Source organism: Pectobacterium quasiaquaticum, assembly GCF_014946775.2.
GTDB lineage: Bacteria > Pseudomonadota > Gammaproteobacteria > Enterobacterales > Enterobacteriaceae > Pectobacterium > Pectobacterium aquaticum.
In genome coordinates, this window is record NZ_CP065177.1 from 418,782 (window position 1) to 440,919 (window position 22,138).

Below are 22,138 nucleotides of genomic sequence, written 5' to 3' on the forward strand. Positions count from 1 at the left end.
AAAGTTGGCATGTGGATTGCTATACAGAGCGTGAAGTTATTCATTCTGTTTAATAACTCATTTCGTTCAACAACTCATTTCGTTCAACAACAAGGAGCAAGACTATGCCAACTCCATGCTATATCAGCATCGAAGGTAAAACTCAGGGCAACATTACTGCGGGTGCTTTCACGTCTGATTCGGTCGGTAACATCTATGTGCAAGGCCACGAAGATGAAATGCTGGTACAGGAATTCAAACACATTGTCACCGTCCCAACCGACCCACAGTCTGGTCAGCCGTCCGGTCAGCGTGTGCACAAGCCGTTCAAATTCACTGTCGCGCTGAACAAAGCCGTTCCACTGATGTACAACTCCCTGGCGTCCGGCGAAATGCTGCCGACCGTGACCCTGAAATGGTATCGCACCTCGGTGGAAGGCAAGCAAGAACACTTCTTCTCTACCGTGCTGACCGATGCCACCATCGTCGACATCGACTGCAAAATGCCACACTGTCAGGACCCGTCCAAACTGGACTACACCCAGTTGATTGAAGTGTCGCTGGCCTACCGCAAAATTGACTGGGAGCACACCGTTGCCGGGACTTCCGGCTCTGATGACTGGCGTGCACCGGTCGAAGCGTAATCCTTCTGTTTCTAACCCGGCCACCGTGCCGGGTTTTCTGCGTTTTTCTCAACGCGATGCTTTATCAACATGAACTGTGGTGTGAGCAGACTCAGACCACAGCGCAGGTTTTTATTTTAATCAGGATAGTGACGTGCCGCTCTGGGAAAACCCGAGGCGTGCGGTAGCCATGGTAACGGCGAAGGAAAAAGGAGAGGACAGGTGGCAAACAGTACAGGATTACAGTTCACCGTAAAGGTCGGTGCCCTGGATGCAGGCACTTTCGCGGTGGTGGATTTCAGGCTGGATGAAGGGCTGAACCGGCCTTTCAGCCTGTCGCTGAGTCTGGCGAGCGCGCTGCCGGATGTCGATTTCGGCGCGGTGCTGGACCAGCCGTGCGAGCTGATGATCTGGTATGAAGGCGAGCTGAAACGTCGGGTCAGCGGGATTATCAGCGGCTTCACGCAGGGTGACACCGGATTCCGGCGCACGCGCTATCAGATAGACGTCCGTCCTGCCCTGTGGCGACTGGGATTACGCACCAACGCCCGCATCTTTCAGGCGCAGAAGCCGGAAGCGATTATCGGGGCGCTGCTGGAAGAAGCCGGTATCACCGACTACGCCTTTGCGCTGCGCCATGCGCACGCGCCACGCGAATACTGCGTGCAGTATCGGGAAAGCGATTTAGCCTTTATCACCCGACTGGCCGCCGAGGAGGGCATGTATTTCTTCCACGAATACGAAGAAGGTAAGCACCGGGTGGTGTTTGCCGACGATGCGGGCGCACTGACCAAAGGCCCCGAGTTGTTCTTCAACTTGGCGACACAAGGGCTGAGTGAGGGCGAATATGTCCGGCGCTTCCACTACGCAGAGCGGGTGAGTACGGCCGAAGTCGAGTTGAAAGACTACAGCTTCAAGACACCGGCTTACGGGCTGTCGCACAAGAAAATGAGCAGTGAGCTGGCACACCAGCGCGAAAGCTATCAGCATTACGACTACCCGGGGCGCTATAAGCAAGACCCGAGCGGCAAGGCGTTCAGCGGCTACCGGCTGGATGCGCTGCGCTCAGGGGCGGTGACGAGCGAAGGCGAATCCAACTGCGCGGGGCTGATGCCGGGTAACACCTTCACGCTGACGGAGCACCCGAATGCGGCGCTGAATGCGGTGTGGCAGACGGTGAGCGTGACGCACGTCGGGCAGCAGCCGCAGGCGCTGGAAGAAGAAAGCGGCGGCGAACCGACGACCATGAGCAACAGTTTTGCGGTGGTGAAAGGCACGACGACGTGGCGTGCTGCCATGCCCTACAAACCGATGGTGGACGGCCCGCAAATCGCCACTGTCGTCGGCCCAGCGGGGGAAGAGATCTACTGCGATCAGTATGGTCGGGTAAAACTGCAATTCCCGTGGGATCGCTACGGTGCGAGTAACGACCAGAGTTCCTGCTGGGTGCGCGTCAGCCAGGGCTGGGCGGGCGGCCAGTACGGGATGATCGCCATCCCGCGCATCGGGCATGAAGTGATCGTCAGTTTCCTTGAAGGCGATCCGGACCAGCCGATTGTCACCGGGCGTACTTTCCACGCCACCAATCCGACGCCGTATCCGCTGCCTGCTAACAAAACGCGTACCACGCTTCGCTCCAAAACCCATAAAGGCAAAGGGTTTAACGAACTCAGCTTTGAGGATGCGACCGACAACGAAGAAATCTTCCTTCACGCCCAGAAGAATATGGCGGTGCGGGTGCTCAATGCTAAAGATGAGCGCGTGGACTATAACCGCACAACGAGTATCGGACATGATGAAGAACTGGTGGTCGCCAACAATCGTAAAGTTACGGTGGAAGGCAGTCAGGATCACAAAACCACAGGCCATCATTTATCGTTAACCGAAGGCGATCAGGGTATACAGGTTAAGGGCGATCTGACGCAGAAAGTCAACGGCGTATTCAGCGTGGACAGCAATGGCGATCTGACGCTGCAAAGCGGCAGCAAACTGACACTCAGAGTCGGGGGCAGTTTTGTGGTTATCCACGCTGGCGGGGTGGACATCAAAGGACCGGCGATTAACCTGAATTCAGGTGGTAGCCCGGGCGATGTGGCACTCCCTGCCGATCCGGCGATATTGAAAGCGGCCGCCGCCACAGGGACGCTGTTTGTCGCGCACTGTCCGGTAAAGGAGAAAGGAAACAGTGAGTGAAATCGTACAATATGCCGTTATCGACGGTTCCATTGAAGAGGGGCTACTGGATTTTTTGGCTGAACACGATGCGCCGCATTGTTGCTTATATGCAGAGCCATTACAGCAGGAGTTAATCCCGTTGGCTCCCTATTTAGTTGAAGTCACGCAGGAGGTTTCATCCTGGTTGGTGAATAAAACTTCTCCGTGGGGGATCTATTTATTTACGTCGGTAAGCATGAAGGATTTACGCCAACACTTGCGTAAATATTTACAGGTTCTTCTTCCCTCAGAAGATAAACCCGTGTTTTTCCGTTTTTACGATCCACGGAATATCTGGGATTTATGCCATGTTTTGAGTGAATGGGAATTGCATTGTTTTATGGGCCCGATTGAAAAAATGATGACTGTCCATAGTGCAATAATCCGGGAAGAGCATTTTCAGCCCGTCCGTGCCCAGTTTCCGCCAACGGCTAAAAGTCGAATGAAATTGTTCAGAATCAGCCAGCCACAACTTGATTTACTGAATCACTATGCGGAAATGAAATACATCGGGGGGTTAACGACTAAAACGATTACTCAATACGCAGAAAAAATACAATATGTTGTACCGCATACTCCCGAATGGAAAATGAGCCAGACGGAGGACATTTATAACGGCTTAAAAGATAGCCCTGAGCGCTTAACAGTCAACGAGTCTGTGAGCGAGTGTTATCATTTTTGTAAGGCAAAAGGCATTGAAGACGATCGCGCTATTCGCGGATTATTGCATTTGTTAATAGAAAAAGAGATGTATTCATTAAAAAAAATCCCGCCGCTATGGCTGGATTTATTAAGTAATGAAAACTTTCCCGGCCATTACCGGGTTGAACGTTTGCTTAAAGACACTCTGGGATATATTCCCCGCTAAAGGAAAAGCCTATGTCTGAAGGAAAAGTCTCACTTGCGGCGGGCAGTGCCTGCGCACATTGCAATCATCCCGATCCCTGTACTTATGAGATAACGCTCGATGCATTCGATGAGAAAACGCATGCCTGGCCTGTGGAGCAGAACATTCATCTCAAAGTCTTAGATGATGGAACCGGCAGTCAGGGAACGATAAAAATAGAAGGGAAGTGCGAGAAGCCAACCTGTCCGCAGGCCACGTTGGAGAGTGGAAATGAGACAATTGCGTTAAAGAACGGAACGCCAAACCCCATCACGCTCTATTACAAGAAACCGGCTGATAGTGAGCAGGATGATCCGCCCGTCGATCCGATATGGTCCTATTTCAATCGTATTCATTTGCCCTCTGATGCGATTGCTGCGCCTCATCGTTATCAACTGATTACACAGGGCTGTACGGGGAAAGCGAGTTATGCACAAATAGATGTTTATCCTGAAGTGGAGCTACGGGCTGTTATCGGTTTCAGCTATGCGCTAAGGGGAAAAGAACGCACCTGGAAAGAGCGGCGGGATGAACAGATCGCTGCCAGAAAAAAGATGGAGAATACCCAGCCTAAAAACGGCAATAAACTGCGGAGTGGCTGGACATTGCAGACCGATCAGTTTCAAATCACGCAGGAGCAGAAGCTGAATATTGAGTACGGGTTAAAAATCGGTGGTACGGAATATTCGGCTAAGTTTGCGGAGATGACGCGCAATAGAGTCAAAACGGTCAAAACGCTGGAACAGATTGGCAAAGTAGAGCGCTTTTTATCGAATATCAACAAATATCTCCTGCCTGAGCCCGACCCTGAAAAAAAGGGAACGCGTGAGTATCGTCCTTTTGATTTCTCCGTTGAGCCGATTAATCTTGGGGTGTCCTATGCGTATCAGTGCAAGGACAGCGTAGATGACGCTACGCATTTTATGGGTTTTTACGCCGCGCCATTTCTTAGCATGAGTATGAAAATAGACCTGATACAGCTTCTGGCGGCCTATTGTAAAGTAGAACGTATTGCCGCGAAGTGCCGGGAATATATCGCGAAGGGCGGCAGTTCCCTCGAGTGTTATATACAACTGACGGCAGAGCTGCATTTTTCTGTCGGTGCGGCCTATAAGCAAGCACAGTGGACCTTCGCGCCAGAGGACGACAACAATAAACTGGCTTTTGTTCTAGAAGGGGTTGTCAGCCAATCATTTGAAACAGAAGTATTATTTGTTGAAATAACCTTAAAGGCAAAAGGAAGCCTCAAAACGGAAGCCGGAATGAAACTGGATCCACATAAGGACGGTATCGATTTGGTGGGATATCACGATGGGATTAAGGCTGAAGTAGCATTAATGGCTGATTTTAAATCAGCACCAGATCGTGGTATGAAAGGCAGTACGGACGATGAATATTCATACAAATCAACAACCGAATTGGCTGGGCCATTAAAAGCGGATGAGTCTGCGATGAGAATTAATTTGTTTGGTAAAGAGAGAGTCATTACCAAGCCAGAAGTGATACCTGCCCAGCCGTGGGCAATGGGATCGAATCCCAACTATAATGCAGTGCAAAAAACGAGTCAGGAACCTTGGGCCATGGGATCCAATCCAAAACGCTAGGAATACAAGGAAAGCGCATGATGGGGAAGTTTTTTCAATGGAAATGCCTAATACTGTCAGGAGTGATGATGTCTACCGCCAACGCAGCTAATGAACCGTTAAGAATCCGTAGTGTATTCGATATTAACTCGGCGTTCTGCGCCATCAAGACTAACGGCGTCCTTGGTATGGATAACCGAGATTCTGCGGTGGCTGGGAGAGGGTTTGGTACATCCAGTACTAACGCATTGCTTGCGTTGGAAAATGGCGAAAATGAGATTACGGTTGAAATAGGAGCGCTGGGCTGGTTCTCACAGGAAACCATTAGTGGCAATACGAGTAAGGCATTTAAGCCGGATGCAGGGTGTAAAGTGGCCCTCACTGCGTTTAAAGGTGAACAGTCGAAGATATTGAGCCAGCTCGCAATCGCTATCGGTAAAGACGGTATTCCTTATGCGCAATCAGGCGGGGAAGTGGACAGTGCTAAACCTGAAAAAGTGATGGTAAAGAAAATCACAGCACAGCAGGTTGAAATGGGACATCTCTCCTCGGATTATCTGATCGATAACTATTTCCCTGCTGGTATGGAGCTCTATCAGTTTACTAAAAAAGTCCATCTTAAGAATATCCCTGAGTGGAAATGGACAAAAGCAACCCCGTTCACGGGCAAGCCAGAACAGATTCAGGCGCTAAAGATTGCTTATCTCGATCTCTGGCACCTTTTAGCAGAAAAGAATGATATAGAAATAAAGAGATATCTTAATGAGTCTTTGAAAGCATGGGCAATGACTACTGGGGATAATATTGATGATGTTTACAAGAGTAATACATTTGTAGATGATTTAAAAAGTAATAATTTTAAAATGATTAACATCAACTGGAATGATTATGAAGTTGAGGTGATGAATAATCATAGAATGGTTCGTTTTATAAACAAATCTGATCCAAGTTTCTCTCCATTAAGTTATTTTATAGTAAATGAAAATGGCAGTAAGCGGCTTAGAGGATATTCACCAATTTTTTCCTTCATTGATGGTAAGTTTATTCCTGTTATCTAATTTTAGGGAAGGTTAAATTCGCTAATATCTGGAGTGAGTGAATAACTTACTCCAGTGATTCATGTTATTAATCTAAGTAATGGAAAAGTCAGTGATGAGTATCCTTAACGATTGGCAGAATAATTTTTATCAATATTTTACTTTATTACTAATGTGTGTGATAGCTTATAAAAATTCGGTAAATCAGGCTACCAATTCTGAACGCGGTATAGAGAAAAAGTCGGGAGAAATCATGAGGGGAAAATGGCGTAAATGTATGCACGTGGTTTTTGTGGGGCTAATCATGATGTCTACCGCTAATGCTACTGAGGAACCGTTACGAATTCGCAGCGTATTTGATATTAACTCGGCGTTTTGTGCTATCAAAACTAACGGTGTTATTGGGATGGATAACCGTCATTCGGCGGTCGCTGGAAGAGGATTTGGCACCTCCAGTACTAATTCATTGTTATTTTTGGAAAATGGCGAAAATGAGATTACGGTTGAAATCGGGGCGCTGGGTTGGTTCTCACCAGAAACCATCGGTGATGAAGCTCGCGGGGTATTTAAACCGGATGCAAGATGTAAAGTCGCTTTAACCGCGTTTAAAGGTGAACAGTCAAAGGTATTGAGTCAGCTCACTATTGCTATTGGTCAAGACGGACTTCCTTATGCGCAATCAGGCGGAGAAGGAGGGGCAAACAGCGATAAAGCCGAAAAGGTGGTGGTAAAGAAAATTTTCGCGCAGCAGGTGGAAAAGGGACATATTCCTGATAAATATTTCTCTGATAATGATTTTCCTGCTGGGATGGAGCTCTATCAATTTACGCAGAAAGTCCATCTTAAGAATCTCCCCGAATGGAAATGGACGAAAGCGACTCCATTTACTAACAAACCAGAACAAGCTTTGGCACTTAAACGTGCATACCTTGACCTCTGGTATATTTTAGCTGAAAAAGATAATGCAGCGATAAAAAAAACTTTTAATGAATCGTTGCAAGCATGGGCAATAACTACAGGGGAGAGTGTCGATGATATATATTCTGATCTTTTCTTTGATCTTAAAGATCCTTCATTCAAAATGATCCCTATCAATTGGAGTGATTATGAAATTGAAGTAATGAATGATCAGCGGATGCTTCGTTTTATCAATAAGTCAGACCCTACATTTTCTCCCATTTCTTATTTCACTGATGAGGGGGGGGAGAGGTTTATTGGATCCTTTTCCCCCATATTTTCCTTCATTGATGGAAGGTTTATTCCTGTTATCTAGTTTTTAGTGAAGATTAAAAATATACGGATCTCTGGAGTAAGTGAACCACTTACTCCAGTATTTTAATTTAACGCCTAAAATAGTCATGTTATTCGTTTGAGCAATAACAAATTTAGTGATGAGTATCCTTGGCTGATAACGGAATTGTGTGCATTAAGTTTTAATTCGTTAAAATAATGTGTAATACTAAATTGAAAATGAGAAAGTTTAGGCTGCTATTTTTATTTTAGTCATCGATAAAATCAGGGAGACATCATGAGGGAAAAATGGCGTAAATGTATGCACGTAGTTTTTGTAGGACTAATCATGATGTCTACCGCTACTGCCGCTGAGGAACCGTTACGAATTCGCAGCGTATTCGATATTAACTCGGCGTTTTGCGCCATCAAAACTAACGGTGTGCTGGGGATGGATAACCGTCATTCGGCGGTGGAAGTGTGACGATTGGCTGATTGGCTGTGGTGCTTATGCTCTATACGGGCATAGGGCATATCCGCTGGCATCTCTTTTCCGATCACGACGAGTCTACAACGACAGGAGCGTTGATGTATCAATATGTGGTTTAAATATCTGTCTCGTTTTTTAAACGGAGCCGGCTTTCTGTTGCTACCGGTCATACTCTCTGCCCTGCTTATCGCTGCTGGCAAAATTTTTCATCTGATCTTTGGCGATGCGTTTTTCAATATGCTCTTAACGCCAGTTGGGATTATTGCGCTGGTTACCGTACCTGCTCTGCTATTTTATGGCTGTTCTGCACTTCTTCGCGTCGCTAAGGATGATGGCTCGGGTACGCCTGAACCTCCTCAGGGAAAGGCCGCCTCCTGCCATGTTGCTACCCGCAGCCCAACAATAAACATCACAACCACTACGACAAAACGTACGCCATTGTGGAAAATCGTGCTGAATAGTCTGACGCTTATCGCGCTGATACTGATTCCTTTTTTCGGCGTATTGGGCATTATTGCACTTATGGGTATCGTAATTTTCCGAATTATGCAGCCATCAGCTCAGCGCCGTTTTATGCGCTTTCAAGAAATGTTACCTGGCAGTAAAGTGCGTTCAATGACGGCCGGCATGGTTCAATTGGAAGGCAAACTGGTGGCGCAACAGCAGATGTTGGCACCGCTGAGCGAAGAGCGCTGTATTGGTTACTACCACTGTGTTACTGAAGAAAAACGCGACCGTGAGGGGAGAACGCATTACCGGATCATTCATGAGGAGCAGTGTTGCCATCCATTTCTGCTGCGTGACGGCACGGGTAGTGTGCGGGTTGATGCCATCGACTTGGACTTCCATCTGTTATCGGTTAATGCACAGCGGCGCAGTGGACGCGAAATTGAGCGAGAATATATTGTTAAACAAGGCCACAAGTATCTGTTGATTGGTAATGCAGTCCGGCATGGTGATGACTGGGTGATCACGCGCGACAAATTGCACCGTGTATTCGGCATTGCTCCCATCGGCAATATCCAGCGCCGCAAAAAATTAACGGTTGTGTTTAGCCGTGCTCGTTACTTTTTGGTCGGCATCGCTCTGGCGATAGCGCTGATACTCGCGGTTCCCATTGAAGTAAAACAACATCAGGTCGATATCCACTTTGAGCAGTTGTTTTCGTTCTCTTTTTACTCACCCTCAATGTAAGAGAGTATGAAATGAATTACCGCAGCGTTTGCAGCAGCATGCTATCTGCGTGGGAAGATAGAATCGCCGAGCGATGTGAATGCCCTAACAAAATACCACCTTGTATAATCGTGGCATCAATACGTTTCCTAGCCTGACGCTGGCGAAGCTGATGTGTGATCATCTCCATCCGTTATTACAATTATTTCTGAAGAGACATGTCATGCTGACCTTACCTTTTAATTTTCTTTTTCTGGTGCAAGAGCCGGGCTACGCACTGTTGATCGCTTTCTTAGGCCCATTGGCAATAATTATTATCCTTGGACCTTTCTTACACTCCCCGACATTTAAGTGGCTGAGTGGGGTGTTAGCAGGAACTGCCGCAATCGTGTTTTTTCCAGGGTTTGCACTGTCCATTATTCTGTTGTTCTGTGGGGTCAGTGGAGTAAAAATTTTGTTCTGCTGGCTGGCGCTACTTTTAGGCGTTTTGAGTTTTGTGCTGCTTAATCACCGCCGGCTCAGTGTGGTTGTCAGTGAATATAACCGTAAGGCTGGCTCTGATATAGGTTGACACTTTTCCGATATTAAAATGCCCGATTCGGTGCATCAAGCGTTTGGTATTTTAGGGGGATTACCTTCTTATTCGAGAGTAACTCGCACACGTATTTAGGATAATTCAGAATAATATTTCTGGAATAAATAGCTTTCTTAGCTCGATATTGTAACGGATATATTAACAAGGACTAAAAATGGGCAATGCCGTTAAATTAGGCGATAACGACACCGGGCACGGTAGTCATCCGCCAACCTCCGTCGTAGCGGGTTCCTCAACCGTTAAGGTTGATGGTTTGCCACTGGCTCGCCAAGGCGACCCTCTGGCTCCGCACGGACATAGTCGAAGCATCAGCGGTGGTTCATCGAGTGTATTTATTGATGGTAAACCTGCGGCGCGTTCTGGGGATGGAGTAAGTTGCGGTAGTGTGTTGGTTGGCGGGGGAACGGTAAATATTGGATGACATTTTATCGATACTTGGCTGAACAGGTGTGGTGAGTATTTGGTTCCACTGTGTTACTGCCTATCTGTTATTTTTAGATAGGCAGTGGCGTAGCTAAATACGGGGTATCTTAACGTGCTGCCTCGTAAATCTTCTGGCTTTCTTCCAGCGTGATGTCGCGATGTTCGCCTAGCGCCGTCAGGCCGTGCTCGCTGAGTTTGGCGACCAGCGTCGGAATGGCGCTGCCATCCAACTGATAGTCAGACATGCGAGTCGGCACGCCCATTGTCTCGAAGAAGTCACGCGTGGCAGCAATCGCGCCGTCGATGCGCTGATCTTCGCTACCGTCACGCAGGTTCCAGACGCGCTCGGCGTATTGCAGCAGTTTGTCGCGCTTCTGGGATTTTCTTGCCGCCAGCATGGCAGGCAGAACGATAGCCAGCGTCTGGGCATGGTCAAGACCGTGCAGCGCCGTTAATTCGTGTCCCAGCATGTGGGTTGACCAGTCCTGCGGCACGCCTGCGCCAATCAAGCCGTTCAACGCCATGGTGGCGCTCCACATCACATTGGCTCTGACCTTGTAGTTTTCCGGTTCAGCCAGTGCGCGCGGGCCTTCTTCAACCAGCGTCAGCAGTAAACCTTCCGCAAAACGGTCCTGTACTTTGGCATCGACGGAATACGTCAGGTACTGCTCAACGGTGTGAACGAAGGCATCGACCACGCCGTTCGCGATCTGGCGAGCGGGCAGGGTGTACGTCACGACCGGATCGAGCACGGCGAAAAGCGGCTGCGTGTGACGTGAGCGGAAAGCGAGCTTATCGTTAGTCGATTTGCGCGTGATGACCGCGCCGTTGTTGGATTCCGAACCGGTCGCTGGCAGGGTGAGCACCGCCGCCATTGCGACGCCGCGATCGATTTCCGCGCCGCCGGTTTGCAGAATATGCCAGGGGTCTTGTGCGGCCTGATAGTCTGCGGCGGCAGCGATAAATTTCGTGCCATCAACCACAGAGCCACCGCCAACCGCCAGCAGGAAATCAATCTTCTCCGCCCGGACGATCTCGACGGCTTTCATTAGCGTTTCGTAGGTCGGGTTGGGTTCAATGCCGGAAAACTCACGGACATTACGGCCTTCTAAGGCACGATAGACCTGATCCAGTACGCCATTGTACTTCACGCTGCCGCCGCCGTAGGTGATGAGGATACGGGCGTCGGCAGGGATTTCTTTACCTAATTCAGCAATCTGGCCTTCGCCAAACAAAATCTTGGTAGGGGTATGGAGTGTGAAATTTAGCATAGGTTATTTGTCCAGTTTAAAGCCCTGTTGGAGGATCGTGGGCAAAACTTTCGGGAAGTAGATGTGCTGATAGTAACTGGCGGTGTTATCACCCCAGTTGTCGCCGTCTGCGCGGCCGGTTTGCTGCCAGTGTGCCACCAGCGTGTGGTTATATTGCTCAATCGCCGCAGGCAGAACGTCCTGATGATAGGTTTCATCATGGCGGAAGGAATTCAGTGGCAGGCGCGGTTTCTGATGCGCAGGGGTATCCACGTAGCCAATCGCAACGCCTGCAACGGGGAACGTCAGTTCAGGCAGTCCCAGAAAGTCGATCATCGCCTGTGGTTCGCGACGAATACCGCCAATCGGGACGATGCCCAGCCCAAACGAGCGTGCGGCGGCCATCAGCGTGCCGAGCGCGATGCCGACATCCGTTGTGCCGGAAATCAGGCTTTCGAGGCTTTCATGCGCGTGCTGCTGCTTGTCGCTCATGGCAATCCCAACCTGCGTTTTATGCATGTCCAGTACTACGGTGATGAAGATCGGTGCTTGGGCAATCCACGGCTGGCCGCCAGCCAATTCGGCAATGCGTGCTTTGCGTTCTGGGTCGCGGGTGACGATGAGCGAGACCTGCTGAGAGTTTACGGACGTCGGTGCCAGATGTGCAGACTGAATAATGGCATCCAGCACGTCATCGGGAATCGCTTTATCAAGATAGCTACGTTCACTGCGGTGTGAAGTGAACAGTTCAATCGTTTTATTCATGTCTTTTCCCGTGGGATGAAAGGGTAACGGTATGCTCAGTATTGTCATCAACCCACGTAAGACGTTCAATGCACATTTCTGTTTGCTTATTGCCTATTTCTCCAAAATACAGGAGAAAAGGGTGATAATAATTCGCGAGTATGTCATTTTGTTTCTTCTGTCAGGAGAGAGGCTTCGGACAGGAAAAGCAAACCCGTAGCGAGAGAACACCATTTTGACGCGAACCCAATACATGTTGACGGACAGCCAAAGCATGTCGACGGAAAACCCATGTGGGCAGCTTGTTCAGAAACAAGATGTTCAGAAACAAGATGTTCAGAAACAAGACGTTCAGAATCCAGTAGAACAGCAGCAGACCGTGCGGCAGCGCATCGTGCAGCAGGCAATACGCTGTTCAGCTAAAAGCTGGGCTACGCCGTCGCTCGTCCCGCAGGTCAGAATCCTGTATACGGAACAGCACCATCCGCGTGTGCCGGTGATGTATGAACCGACGATCGTCATCATTTTTCAGGGGCAAAAGATTGGTTATCTGGGCGGGAAAACGTTCCAGTATGACCCAGAAAACTACCTGTTGATGACCGTGCCGCTGCCGTTCGAATGTGAAACGATAGCCAGCGTTGAACACCCGCTGGTCGGGATGGCGATTCGTATTGATATCCAGATGCTTCAGGATTTACTGATCGATATCGGTGACGACGACAGCGCGATCCGCCCCTGTTCCTGCACGTGTGGAGTGAACAGCGTGTCGCTGACCGATGAGATTTTGTGTGCCGTTGAACGACTACTGGATGCGATGAATAACCCGCGTGATGCCCGTGTGCTGGGCCCAGCGATTGTGCGCGAGATTATCTATCATATGCTCTGCGGTGAACGCGGTGCGGCGTTACAGGCGTTGGTGAATCGGCACACGCATTTCAGCCAGATAGCAAAATCTCTGCGACGTATTGAAAACCACTATGCCGATAGCCTGAATGTGGAACAATTGGCGGCTGAAGTGAACATGAGCGTCTCGGCGTTTCATCACAACTTTAAGGCCGTCACCAACACATCGCCGTTGCAGTACCTGAAATCCTACCGCTTGCATAAAGCGCGGGTTCTGATGATCAACGAGGGGCTGAGAGCGGGCGTTGCGGCAGCTCGCGTAGGGTATGAGAGCGTGTCGCAGTTTAGCCGGGAATTTAAGCGCTATTTCGGTGCGACGCCAAGCGATGAAGTCACGAGAGTAAAGGCCAGTAACATGGCGGTTGAGGGAAGCTGAAGACGTGAAGAAAACGTGCCGTTGCGCGATTAGGCGACCGCACGTTTTTTGCGCCACACCATAACAGCCATGCCGATCAGGCCGCTAACCAGCAAAATAATCGGGAGCAGGATCAGCGCGGTCATCACCTGATCTTCATAGCGTTTGACTAGCGGAATGTGGCTGAGCGCATAGCCGAGCGTGACAATACCCCCAACCCACAGTAGACCACTGAGCCAGTTGAAAATCTGAAAGCGCGTATTGTTTAACCCAGAAATGCCCGCCATCGTTGGCAGCAGCGTGCGGATAAACGCTAAAAAGCGGCCAACCAGCAGCGCCGCCAGACCGTGCTGGTGGAACAGATGATAGGCGCGCTGGTGGTAATGGGCGGGAAGCTGTAACAGCCAGCCCTTTACCAAGCGCGTATCACTCAGCCAGCGCCCTTGAAGGTAGCTGAGCCAGCAGCCGAGGCTGGCGGCGATGGTGAGCAGAATCATTGTAGGGAAAAAGCTCATCACGCCTTTGGCAATCATGGCGCCCGTGAGCAGCAACAGGCTATCGCCGGGCAGAAAAGAGGCAGGGAGCAGACCGTTTTCCAGAAACAGTGTCGTGAACAGAATGCCGTAAACGACCCAAACAACGTGGGGATCGGCCAGTGCACTAAAATCCTGCTGCCAGAGCGCCTGAATAATGTCGTGAACCACACTCATATGACTTCCCGCAAGTGACGATATTCACTATCTCTCAGGCTGCGGCGTGGAACGCTGGGCTACCTGAAATCTACTGCCTATCAAGCCCTAATGGGCAAAATGCCTTGCCGCATGATGAGAATGCGACAGGGCTTAATGCTTAATTTTGGTTAAGGTAACGCAGTTTTTTGGTAAGCGTTGACTCACGGTTATCATAACGCATTACCCACCGCGCCGCAGGGGAAATCAAGACGCGTCGGTTTTATGGCCGTCACACTTTCTCTATTTTGTTTCCTGCAGGTCGTTTGGCTGCGTTGATTCTGCTGACGACTTGCTAGGTTCTCAGTCTGCTGAAACCCGCAGCCAGATCGTCAATCAGATCGTCACTGTCTTCAAGTCCAATATGTAACCGAATAAGAGTACCAGTAAAATCCACGCCGCCAGCAGGGCGGATGGCGGCCAGATCTTCCGGCTGATTCGCCAGAATTAGCGACTCAAAGCCGCCCCAAGAGTACGCCATGCTAAAGTGCTCAAAGTTATCCAGATAATGCGCCAACGCTTCTTTGCTTAATTTCTCTTTCAACACAAAAGAGAACAAGCCGTTGCAGCCCTTAAAGTCGCGTACGTAGAATTCATGCCCTTTGCACTCTGGTAAGGCTGGGTGGTTAACCACTGCGACGTCGGGTTGTTCCGCTAGCCATTTCGCAATGCGGATGCTGCTTTCCTGATGCTGTTTGAGTCTAACGCCCAATGTGCGCAGGCCACGGCTGGCGACATAGGCGGTATCGGCATCGACCATTTGTCCCATCAGGTAAGAGTGTTCACGTAGTTGCGCCCAGCAGCGTTCGTTAGCGACTGCCGTGCCTATCATGGCATCGGAATGGCCGACAATATATTTGGTGGCGGACTGAATGGAGATATCAATATCAAAGTCGAATGCCTTGAACAAAATGCCTGCCGCCCAGGTGTTATCAATCATGACAATAATGTCGGGATTGATGCGGCGCACGGCTTGTACGATGGCGGGCACATCGTGGACTTCCATCGTGATGGAGCCGGGCGATTCGAGAAAGACCACTTTGGTATTGGGCTGTATCAGCTCGGCAATATCGGCACCGATCAGCGGGTTAAAGTAGGTGGTGCTGACGTTCATCTTGCTGAGAACTTTATTACAGAAATCCTGCGTGGGTTCATAGGCCGAACCGGTCACCAGCACATGATCGCCTGCTGAGACGAAAGAAAGAATGGCGTTAGAGATAGCCGCTGCACCGCACGGGTACAACACACAGCCCGCGCCGCCTTCCAGCTCAACCATTGCTTCCTGAAACGAAAAGTGTGTCAGCGTACCGCGGCGACCATAGAACAGCGCCCCCTTTGCTCGGTTAATCGTGGCGTTTTTTTTGTCCTGCACGGTATCGAATACCAGAGAGGACGCGCGCTGAATCACGGGGTTGACGGAGCCGTGGGTGAATTTCTTGCTGCGTCCTGCGGCGACTAATACTGTTGCCGTTTTTTTGCTTGTCATAACCACTATCACCTTTTCTGTTCAGTTCTGCCGGATGACTCACTACACCGACGATTACCAACGGCGAATGCAGAGGGAATCGTGGGGCGGGGCATGATTGGATGTATAAGCGTTCGATTGATGAGGTCTACGTTATCACGGCTTGGACGGCGTGTGGGCGGGTTTTGTCACGGCGGGAAAATGCGCCGCACCGCTGGCATACCCGTGGAGAACGGGCTTTCTGCCCGTTCTGCGGTGAGAAGGTCGGAAGTAGGTGAAAATATTTCAGGTCAGAAAATGTCGGGAAAGCGCCATGTTGTTTGCATTGCTGCGAACAACATGGCGCAATGGGGCGTGCGTTAACCCGTATGGACGCCAAAGAGCTTAGGCAGCCAGAGCGAGATGGCCGGAATATAGGTGACCAGCATCAGCACAAAGAAGAGCCCGCAGTAGAAGGGCAGCATCGCTTTAACGACCTGTTCTATTTTCTGCTTACTGACTGCACTGGCGACGAATAATACTGAGCCAACTGGCGGTGTGATTAGGCCAACGCCCAAATTCACCATCATGATCATACCGAAGTGAACAGGGTCAATGCCGAGTGATACCGCTACCGGTAAAAGTACTGGAGTGAGGATTAAGATTAACGGCGCCATGTCCATCAGCGTGCCAAGTATCAGCAGCATGATGTTAATGTACATCAGGATGACGTACTTGTTATCCGAAATGGAGGTGAAAAACGCGGTAATGCGGCTCGGTAGCTGCATGTAAGTCATAACGGCCCCGAAGGCGGCGGCAAAACCGATCAGGATCATCACGATTGTGACGGTTTTCACCGTGCGGTACATCAGCGTAGGCAGTTCAGACCACTTATAGTCCTTGTAGATAAACATGGTCACGAAGAAGGACCACAGACAGGCGATGGCTGCTGACTCGGTTGCGGTAAAAATGCCTGACAGAATTCCGCCCATAATGATGACAACCGTCATCAAGCCCCACAGGGTATCAACAAAGATTTTCAGCGCTTCACGAAAGGGAACCACTTCGCCTTTTGGATAACCCCGTTTATGCGCAAAACCTACACACATGACCATGAGTGTTAAACCCAGTAAAATCCCCGGTAGAATGCCTGCGATAAATAAAGCAGCGATAGACACTGAACCGCCAGCAGCCAGTGAATAAATAACAGAGTTATGGCTGGGAGGGATCAATATTGCCTGAACGGAACCGCTGGCAGTAACGGCAGCAGCGAAATCACGTGGGTAGCCTTTTTTCTCCATCTCAGGGATCATCACTGAACCAATCGAGGCTGTATCTGCTACCGAAGAACCGGATATGGCACCGAAAAACGTGGAAGCGACAATATTAACCAGCGACAGGCCGCCGCGAATAAAGCCAACGAAGATATAGGCAAAATTAACCAGACGGCGGGCGATGCCGCCTTCGGCCATAATGGCTCCAGCCAGAATAAAGAACGGGATAGCCAGTAATGAGAACTTATTGACTCCACTGGTGATTTGAATCATCACCGCTTCCAGCGGAATGTCGATCCAAAAGGCACCGATAATGGCACTCAAGCCAACGGAATAGGCGACGGGCACACCAACGGCGAGCAATATCGCTAATGATGCAAGTAAAACAAAGGCATCCATAATACTCGCTCCAGATTAGGCATTGCCCATTATGACCACAGGGCGTTTATCCTGCGGGCCAAAGCAAATGCGTTCGATGATGAATAAAAAAGTGATAAATGAACCTATCGGAAGAGGTAAATAAGTTTGCCCAGCACTTAATAACGGAAATTCGGCAACCTGTTGTTCCCAAAGTTCAAGACAAAGCTGAATGCCGTAATAAAGAATAAATAGTGTTATTAACATCATTAAAAGATCGGCTAGAAAAGCACAGCCTTTTTTCATCGTTTCTGATAAACGATCGGTTAACATCGTGACAGCAATATGCGTACAGGCTCGGTAACTGACGGCAGCACCAACAAAGGTGAACGTCACCATACAAAGAATTGATATGGGTTCTGGCCAGGATATTCCCTCATTCATGATGTAACGAGAGAATATGCCAATTGGAATAATTATAGTCATGATGAGTAAAGCAAGGCCGGATACCCACATAGCAATTTTATAGAGGATATCCATGGCTAAAATATATTTATTTGCCATCTTATTTACCTGATGAAGATAAGAACGGGTAAATGCATCGTGATTTACCCGTATTTTTAGCGGTTATTTCACGTCGGCGACGGCTTTAATCAGATCCTGATATTTGGCACCAAACTGATCGCGTACGGACTGAGTGGCTTTGAAATAATACTCGGTATCAATGTCATGGAATTGAACGCCGCCGGCTTTCATTTTATCCAGAGATTGTTGCGTATATTCCTTCCACAGTACACGCTGTTCCTGCTGCGCTTCTTTCGCCAGCTTCAGGATAAGATCCTGATCTTCTTTGGAGAGTTTGTCCCATTTGGCTTTGGAATACAGGAATAGCTCAGGAATAATGAAGTGACGGCTCCAGGTATAATTTTTCGCTACTGGTAGGTAGTTGTGTGCGACAAACGTTGGTGGGTTATTTTCGGTGCCGTCAATCACGCCGGTTTGCATGCCGCTGAAGACTTCACTGACGCCCATGGCGATTGAGTTAGCCCCCATCGCTTTGAGTGTGGCCAGCGCAACTGGGCTACCCTGTACGCGAATTTTCATGCCTTTGAGGTCTTCTGGTTTCACCACCGGATCTTTGGTGATTAAGTTACGCGTTCCCGCGTCCATCCAGCCCAGGAAAACCAATTTTGATTTACTGCTCTGGGTAATCTTGTCACCAATTTCCTGTCCGATTTGGCCATCCAGCACTTTATGCAGATGATTTTCATCACGGAAAATATAGGGCAGTGTGAAGACTTCTATTTCCGGTAAAATCGCCGCAACAGGCGTCATTGATACGCGAATAATATCAATGGCACCGAGCTGCGCCTGCTCAATCATTTGTTTCTCATCACCCAATACTCCGCCGGGGAAGGTTTTAATTTCCAGTCTGCCATTTGTGGCAGCTTTTAATTTCTCTCCCATTTTCTGAACGGCGACGACATTCGGGTAACCTTCAGGGTGGACATCAGAGGCTTTAATTTGTTGTGCCTGAATCGCGTGGCTCATCAAGAGTGCAGTAGAACCCAGACAAACGCCGATCAATGTTTTCGACAGCTTCATTGAGTTATCTCCAGAGGTGGGGTGATATTATCGGTAATAAAATGGTGATTTAAAAATATAAACCCATGAGAAATAGTATGATGAAGAATGGGTTTAATGATGAGAAAACGACCGCCTATTACGTATTATTGTGGCGTATGTCAGTATTCTCTGCGAGTTAAGCTAACCTATTATACAACTTCGTAGAATGACTCGCGTCACAAAAGAAAAAGCTAATATGAAATGCTGTTTTATATGGATTTAATTTCTATTTGACTTATAGAGATATACATAACTTTTTGTTTTTATTTATCTTATCGTGTGATTATTCATCTGTTTACTTCAACAAACTTATCGCCAGCCATCATGAAATGGTGTAATAACTTAATGTTGATCACAAAAGCCGATCATAAAAATCTTGGCTATCGCACTGTGTTTTAGGGGGAGCCTCTGTCTGATATATTCTTGAACGCTATTCTTCTTGTCGTTCTTATGCCTTTCCTGTCGATGTGCAGGTAATACCCCCAAAAACCCTGTCAGAACGCAAGAAAAAGTGTGTTATCTGGTGTAAATAATAATGAGAACGACTATCAATTCGTTCAGGGTTTGGTATCATTTCAGGCTGCGTTATTGCGGCATTATACCTGCGGGTATGTGCAGGTATTGTACAGAACGAACGGTGGAGGCACAGCGTGAAGACGGCTGTCAGTAATACAACTCAACAGGTGTTATCAACCTGGCAAAAAAAACGTAGCGCGTTCAGCGCATTTTCCCGTAGCGTGCTGGTTATCCTGCTGTGTACGGCGGGACTAAGTGGAAATGCGTTTGCGGCTCCCGCAACGGCGCCGTTGTCGACACAGAATGCAACGTCAGCCGCGCAGCCTGCTGCTGCGTCCCCTTCTGCCCCTGTGACGACCAACGCACAGGCTTCGGCATCAGCACTTGCGCTGCCTGCTAGTGCTGCACCGGGCACCAATAACCTGATGAAAACCGATTTGTCCGTCTGGGGTATGTACCAGCACGCCGATGTCGTGGTGAAGACGGTGATGATCGGTTTGCTGCTGGCCTCAGTGATTACCTGGGCGATCTTCTTCAGTAAAAGCGTTGAGATGGCTGGCGCGAAACGCCGCCTGCGCCGTGAGTATCTGGCGTTGGAAGAGGCGAAAACACTGGAGGACGCGCTGGAAACCGCGGACGCGTTCAAAGCTGGCAGCGTCGCACAGCAACTGCTGGTTGAGGCTCAGAACGAACTGGAGCTTTCCGCACGTTCTGATGACAACAACGGAATTAAAGAGCGCACCGCGTTTCGTCTGGAACGTCGCGTGGCGGCTACAGGGCGTTACATGGGGCGCGGTAACGGCTATCTGGCGACGGTCGGCGCGGTTGCCCCGTTCGTGGGGCTGTTCGGTACGGTATGGGGCATCATGAACAGCTTCATCGGTATCGCACAGACGCAAACCACCAATCTGGCGGTAGTGGCGCCGGGGATCGCAGAAGCTCTGCTGGCAACGGCGATCGGTCTTGTTGCTGCGATTCCTGCGGTGGTCACCTATAACGTCTTTGCTCGTTCGATTGCTGGCTACAAAGCGATGGTCGGCGATGTGGCTGCACAAGTGCTGCTGCTGCAAAGTCGCGATCTCGACGTGGCTGCCAGCAACGATAACCGAGCGTCTTCAGTTACGCATAAACTGCGGGTGGGCTAAGTCATGGCGATGCATTTGAAGGAGGACGTGAGTGATGACGGTGAAATGCATGACATTAACGTCACGCCGTTCATTGACGTCATGCTGGTTCTGCTGATTATCTTCATGGTGGCTGCGCCGTTGGCGACGGTCGACATTCGTGTCGATCTGCCTGCTTCATCGGCAGCACCCCAGCCGCGACCGGAAAAACCGCTCTATCTGACGGTAAAGGCGGATAAGCAAATGTTCCTGGGTGAAGAGGTGGTTAGCGAGCAGTCGCTGGCGCAGGTGCTGGATGCGAAAACCAGTGCTAACAAAGAAACGACCATCTTCTTTCAGGCGGATAAAAGCGTCGATTATGAAACCATCATGAGCGTAATGGATTCACTGCGTAAAGCGGGCTACCTCAAGGTCGGCCTGGTCGGTGCGGAAACCGCTGCCGCTAAATAACGGCAGCGGGTTGTGTTGTAAGAAGGAATGCGGGGTGAACGTTCAAACCGCGTTCCTTTTTTTACGTCTGTAGGTTTACGTCTAGATGATTTGGGCGTTAGCCTACGCCCGCGAATCAGGATGACGCCAGTGAATACGCGTCGGGATATAGCGTCGATCTTCTTCAAGCGGCTGTTGTGCAATCAGGCTGGTCACCATCTCAAAGCTGTTGCGCGCCAGATTTTCACAATCCTGTGCCACGGTATCGATCTTCAGTGGTAAGCAGTCAAACAGATAGTGATCGTCAAAGCAGCACAGTCGAATGCCGCTTTCCATCAGGTTATGCTGGTTCATATAGCGCAGCACGCCTTCCATCAGGCCACAGGCGGCAACAAACAGCGCTTTTGGCGGACGACCCAACGTTGCACATAGCTGAGCAAACATTTCATAACCCGCACTGGGGTGATAGCTGCCGTGAATAATCCACTCCGGCTTGTAGTCGATACCTGCGCGCGTGAGTCCAAGCTGGAAGCCTTCCAGACGGTGGCGAGTCGGGGAGATTCGCGGCTGGCCGCCAAGGAAATAGAATTCATCACGATGCTGGCGGGCGATACGTTCGACCATTTCTGCCGTGGATTCTACCGCTTCGGAAATCACCATTGGCAGCGTGGAATCACCAATCATTCGGTCAAACTGTATGACGGGCAACTGCTGATTAATTTTCTGATATTCGACATCGCTTAACAGGCTGGAAGCGACAATCAGGCCATCGACCTGACGCTGCACCAGACTGTTGACCGCCATCATCTCCTGACTGGCGTTTTCGTCTGTGCAGGCAATCAGCAGTTGTAGCCCCGCTTCACGGCACAGCATTTCCAACTCGCGGGAAATCACGGCAAAGCCGTAGTTGGTCATTTCTGGCACCACCAGCCCCAGCGTGTTGCTGCGTGAGGAACGCAGCGAACGGGCGTGAATACTGGGCTGATAACGTTGTTCGTGCGCGACGGCTAAAATGCGGTCGCGGGTTTCATCAGAAACCCGAAACTCTTTGCTACGCCCGTTAAGCACCAGGCTGGCAGTGGATTTTGATACACCGGCCAGCGCGGCGATGTCACTGATTGTTATGCGTTTAGTCGGTTTCACCGCGAGGTCTGC

22 protein-coding genes are annotated in these 22,138 nt (G+C 49.6%); 13 read left to right on the forward strand and 9 right to left on the reverse strand.

The window, feature by feature from the left end:
- Nucleotides 1–104: 104 nt before the first annotated feature.
- The 8 genes from IG609_RS01955 to IG609_RS01985 all read left to right on the forward strand — a co-directional run bounded on the left by IG609_RS01955 (nucleotide 105) and on the right by IG609_RS01985 (nucleotide 9,236).
- Nucleotides 105–623, forward strand: coding sequence for an Hcp family type VI secretion system effector (locus IG609_RS01955; RefSeq protein ID WP_116186550.1), 519 nt, complete (start codon nucleotides 105–107; stop codon nucleotides 621–623).
- 201 nt (nucleotides 624–824) lie between these two features.
- Nucleotides 825–2,795 (forward strand): type VI secretion system Vgr family protein, encoded by a 1,971-nt coding sequence (locus tag IG609_RS01960; RefSeq protein WP_250127231.1) that lies wholly within the window; start codon nucleotides 825–827, stop codon nucleotides 2,793–2,795.
- Nucleotides 2,788–3,684, forward strand: coding sequence for a DUF4123 domain-containing protein (locus tag IG609_RS01965; protein ID WP_193397806.1), 897 nt, complete (start codon nucleotides 2,788–2,790; stop codon nucleotides 3,682–3,684). Before IG609_RS01960 ends, IG609_RS01965 begins: the two co-directional genes overlap by 8 nt.
- A gap of 11 nt (nucleotides 3,685–3,695) precedes the next feature.
- A complete protein-coding gene (locus IG609_RS01970) occupies nucleotides 3,696–5,306 on the forward strand; it encodes a hypothetical protein (protein WP_226374044.1) in 1,611 nt (536 codons plus the stop codon).
- A gap of 17 nt (nucleotides 5,307–5,323) precedes the next feature.
- Entirely contained in the window at nucleotides 5,324–6,343 is a 1,020-nt protein-coding gene (locus IG609_RS01975; protein ID WP_193397807.1) for a hypothetical protein, read from the forward strand.
- A gap of 94 nt (nucleotides 6,344–6,437) precedes the next feature.
- Complete coding sequence (locus tag IG609_RS01980; RefSeq protein ID WP_226374045.1) at nucleotides 6,438–7,595, forward strand: hypothetical protein; 1,158 nt, start codon at nucleotides 6,438–6,440, stop codon at nucleotides 7,593–7,595.
- 306 nt (nucleotides 7,596–7,901) lie between these two features.
- Nucleotides 7,902–8,036, forward strand: coding sequence for a hypothetical protein (locus IG609_RS20445; RefSeq protein WP_264177033.1), 135 nt, complete (start codon nucleotides 7,902–7,904; stop codon nucleotides 8,034–8,036).
- Nucleotides 8,037–8,150: 114 nt separating this feature from the next.
- Nucleotides 8,151–9,236, forward strand: a complete 1,086-nt coding sequence (locus IG609_RS01985) for a hypothetical protein (protein ID WP_193397808.1) — start codon at nucleotides 8,151–8,153, stop codon at nucleotides 9,234–9,236.
- 16 nt (nucleotides 9,237–9,252) lie between these two features.
- On the opposite strand, the gene IG609_RS01990 is transcribed toward IG609_RS01985, so the two are convergent.
- Complete coding sequence (locus IG609_RS01990; protein ID WP_193397809.1) at nucleotides 9,253–9,399, reverse strand: hypothetical protein; 147 nt, start codon at nucleotides 9,397–9,399, stop codon at nucleotides 9,253–9,255.
- 39 nt (nucleotides 9,400–9,438) lie between these two features.
- Here IG609_RS01990 and IG609_RS01995 point away from each other — a divergent pair, with 39 nt between their 5' ends.
- Nucleotides 9,439–9,786 (forward strand): hypothetical protein, encoded by a 348-nt coding sequence (locus IG609_RS01995; protein WP_193397810.1) that lies wholly within the window; start codon nucleotides 9,439–9,441, stop codon nucleotides 9,784–9,786.
- Nucleotides 9,787–9,964: 178 nt separating this feature from the next.
- Nucleotides 9,965–10,231: a type VI secretion system PAAR protein gene (locus IG609_RS02000; protein ID WP_193397811.1), complete on the forward strand. Its 267-nt coding sequence runs from the start codon at nucleotides 9,965–9,967 to the stop codon at nucleotides 10,229–10,231.
- A 109-nt stretch (nucleotides 10,232–10,340) separates the two neighbouring features.
- On the opposite strand, the gene yqhD is transcribed toward IG609_RS02000, so the two are convergent.
- On the reverse strand, nucleotides 10,341–11,504 hold the full coding sequence (gene yqhD, locus IG609_RS02005) for an alcohol dehydrogenase (RefSeq protein ID WP_193397812.1): 1,164 nt from the start codon (nucleotides 11,502–11,504) through the stop codon (nucleotides 10,341–10,343).
- Between the two features lie 3 nt (nucleotides 11,505–11,507).
- Nucleotides 11,508–12,248: an NADPH-dependent oxidoreductase gene (locus IG609_RS02010; RefSeq protein WP_116163570.1), complete on the reverse strand. Its 741-nt coding sequence runs from the start codon at nucleotides 12,246–12,248 to the stop codon at nucleotides 11,508–11,510.
- Between the two features lie 232 nt (nucleotides 12,249–12,480).
- Here IG609_RS02010 and IG609_RS02015 point away from each other — a divergent pair, with 232 nt between their 5' ends.
- Entirely contained in the window at nucleotides 12,481–13,506 is a 1,026-nt protein-coding gene (locus IG609_RS02015) for an AraC family transcriptional regulator (RefSeq protein ID WP_193397889.1), read from the forward strand.
- A 29-nt stretch (nucleotides 13,507–13,535) separates the two neighbouring features.
- Here the strand turns inward: IG609_RS02015 and IG609_RS02020 are convergent, their stop codons facing one another.
- From IG609_RS02020 to IG609_RS02040, 5 genes are all read right to left on the reverse strand, one after another.
- Nucleotides 13,536–14,195 carry a DedA family protein gene (locus tag IG609_RS02020; protein ID WP_010297510.1) on the reverse strand — a complete coding sequence of 220 codons (660 nt, stop codon included), beginning with the start codon at nucleotides 14,193–14,195 and terminating at the stop codon, nucleotides 13,536–13,538.
- Between the two features lie 313 nt (nucleotides 14,196–14,508).
- On the reverse strand, nucleotides 14,509–15,699 hold the full coding sequence (gene metC, locus IG609_RS02025) for a cystathionine beta-lyase (protein ID WP_116163573.1): 1,191 nt from the start codon (nucleotides 15,697–15,699) through the stop codon (nucleotides 14,509–14,511).
- A gap of 338 nt (nucleotides 15,700–16,037) precedes the next feature.
- On the reverse strand, nucleotides 16,038–17,330 hold the full coding sequence (locus tag IG609_RS02030; protein ID WP_116163574.1) for a TRAP transporter large permease: 1,293 nt from the start codon (nucleotides 17,328–17,330) through the stop codon (nucleotides 16,038–16,040).
- Nucleotides 17,331–17,345: 15 nt separating this feature from the next.
- Nucleotides 17,346–17,852, reverse strand: coding sequence for a TRAP transporter small permease (locus IG609_RS02035; protein ID WP_102117128.1), 507 nt, complete (start codon nucleotides 17,850–17,852; stop codon nucleotides 17,346–17,348).
- A gap of 63 nt (nucleotides 17,853–17,915) precedes the next feature.
- The gene (locus IG609_RS02040) at nucleotides 17,916–18,893 is read right to left on the reverse strand and encodes a TRAP transporter substrate-binding protein (RefSeq protein WP_193397813.1); all 978 of its coding nucleotides are present in this window, start codon (nucleotides 18,891–18,893) and stop codon (nucleotides 17,916–17,918) included.
- Nucleotides 18,894–19,564: 671 nt separating this feature from the next.
- On the opposite strand from IG609_RS02040, the gene exbB reads away from it, so the two are divergent.
- Both exbB and exbD read left to right on the forward strand, forming a co-directional pair.
- On the forward strand, nucleotides 19,565–20,575 hold the full coding sequence (gene exbB, locus IG609_RS02045) for a tol-pal system-associated acyl-CoA thioesterase (RefSeq protein ID WP_193397814.1): 1,011 nt from the start codon (nucleotides 19,565–19,567) through the stop codon (nucleotides 20,573–20,575).
- A 3-nt stretch (nucleotides 20,576–20,578) separates the two neighbouring features.
- Nucleotides 20,579–21,004, forward strand: coding sequence for a TonB system transport protein ExbD (gene exbD, locus IG609_RS02050; protein ID WP_010280259.1), 426 nt, complete (start codon nucleotides 20,579–20,581; stop codon nucleotides 21,002–21,004).
- A gap of 102 nt (nucleotides 21,005–21,106) precedes the next feature.
- Here exbD and IG609_RS02055 read toward each other — a convergent pair whose 3' ends face one another.
- Nucleotides 21,107–22,126, reverse strand: coding sequence for a LacI family DNA-binding transcriptional regulator (locus tag IG609_RS02055; RefSeq protein ID WP_193397815.1), 1,020 nt, complete (start codon nucleotides 22,124–22,126; stop codon nucleotides 21,107–21,109).
- Between the last annotated feature and the right edge of the window lie 12 nt (nucleotides 22,127–22,138).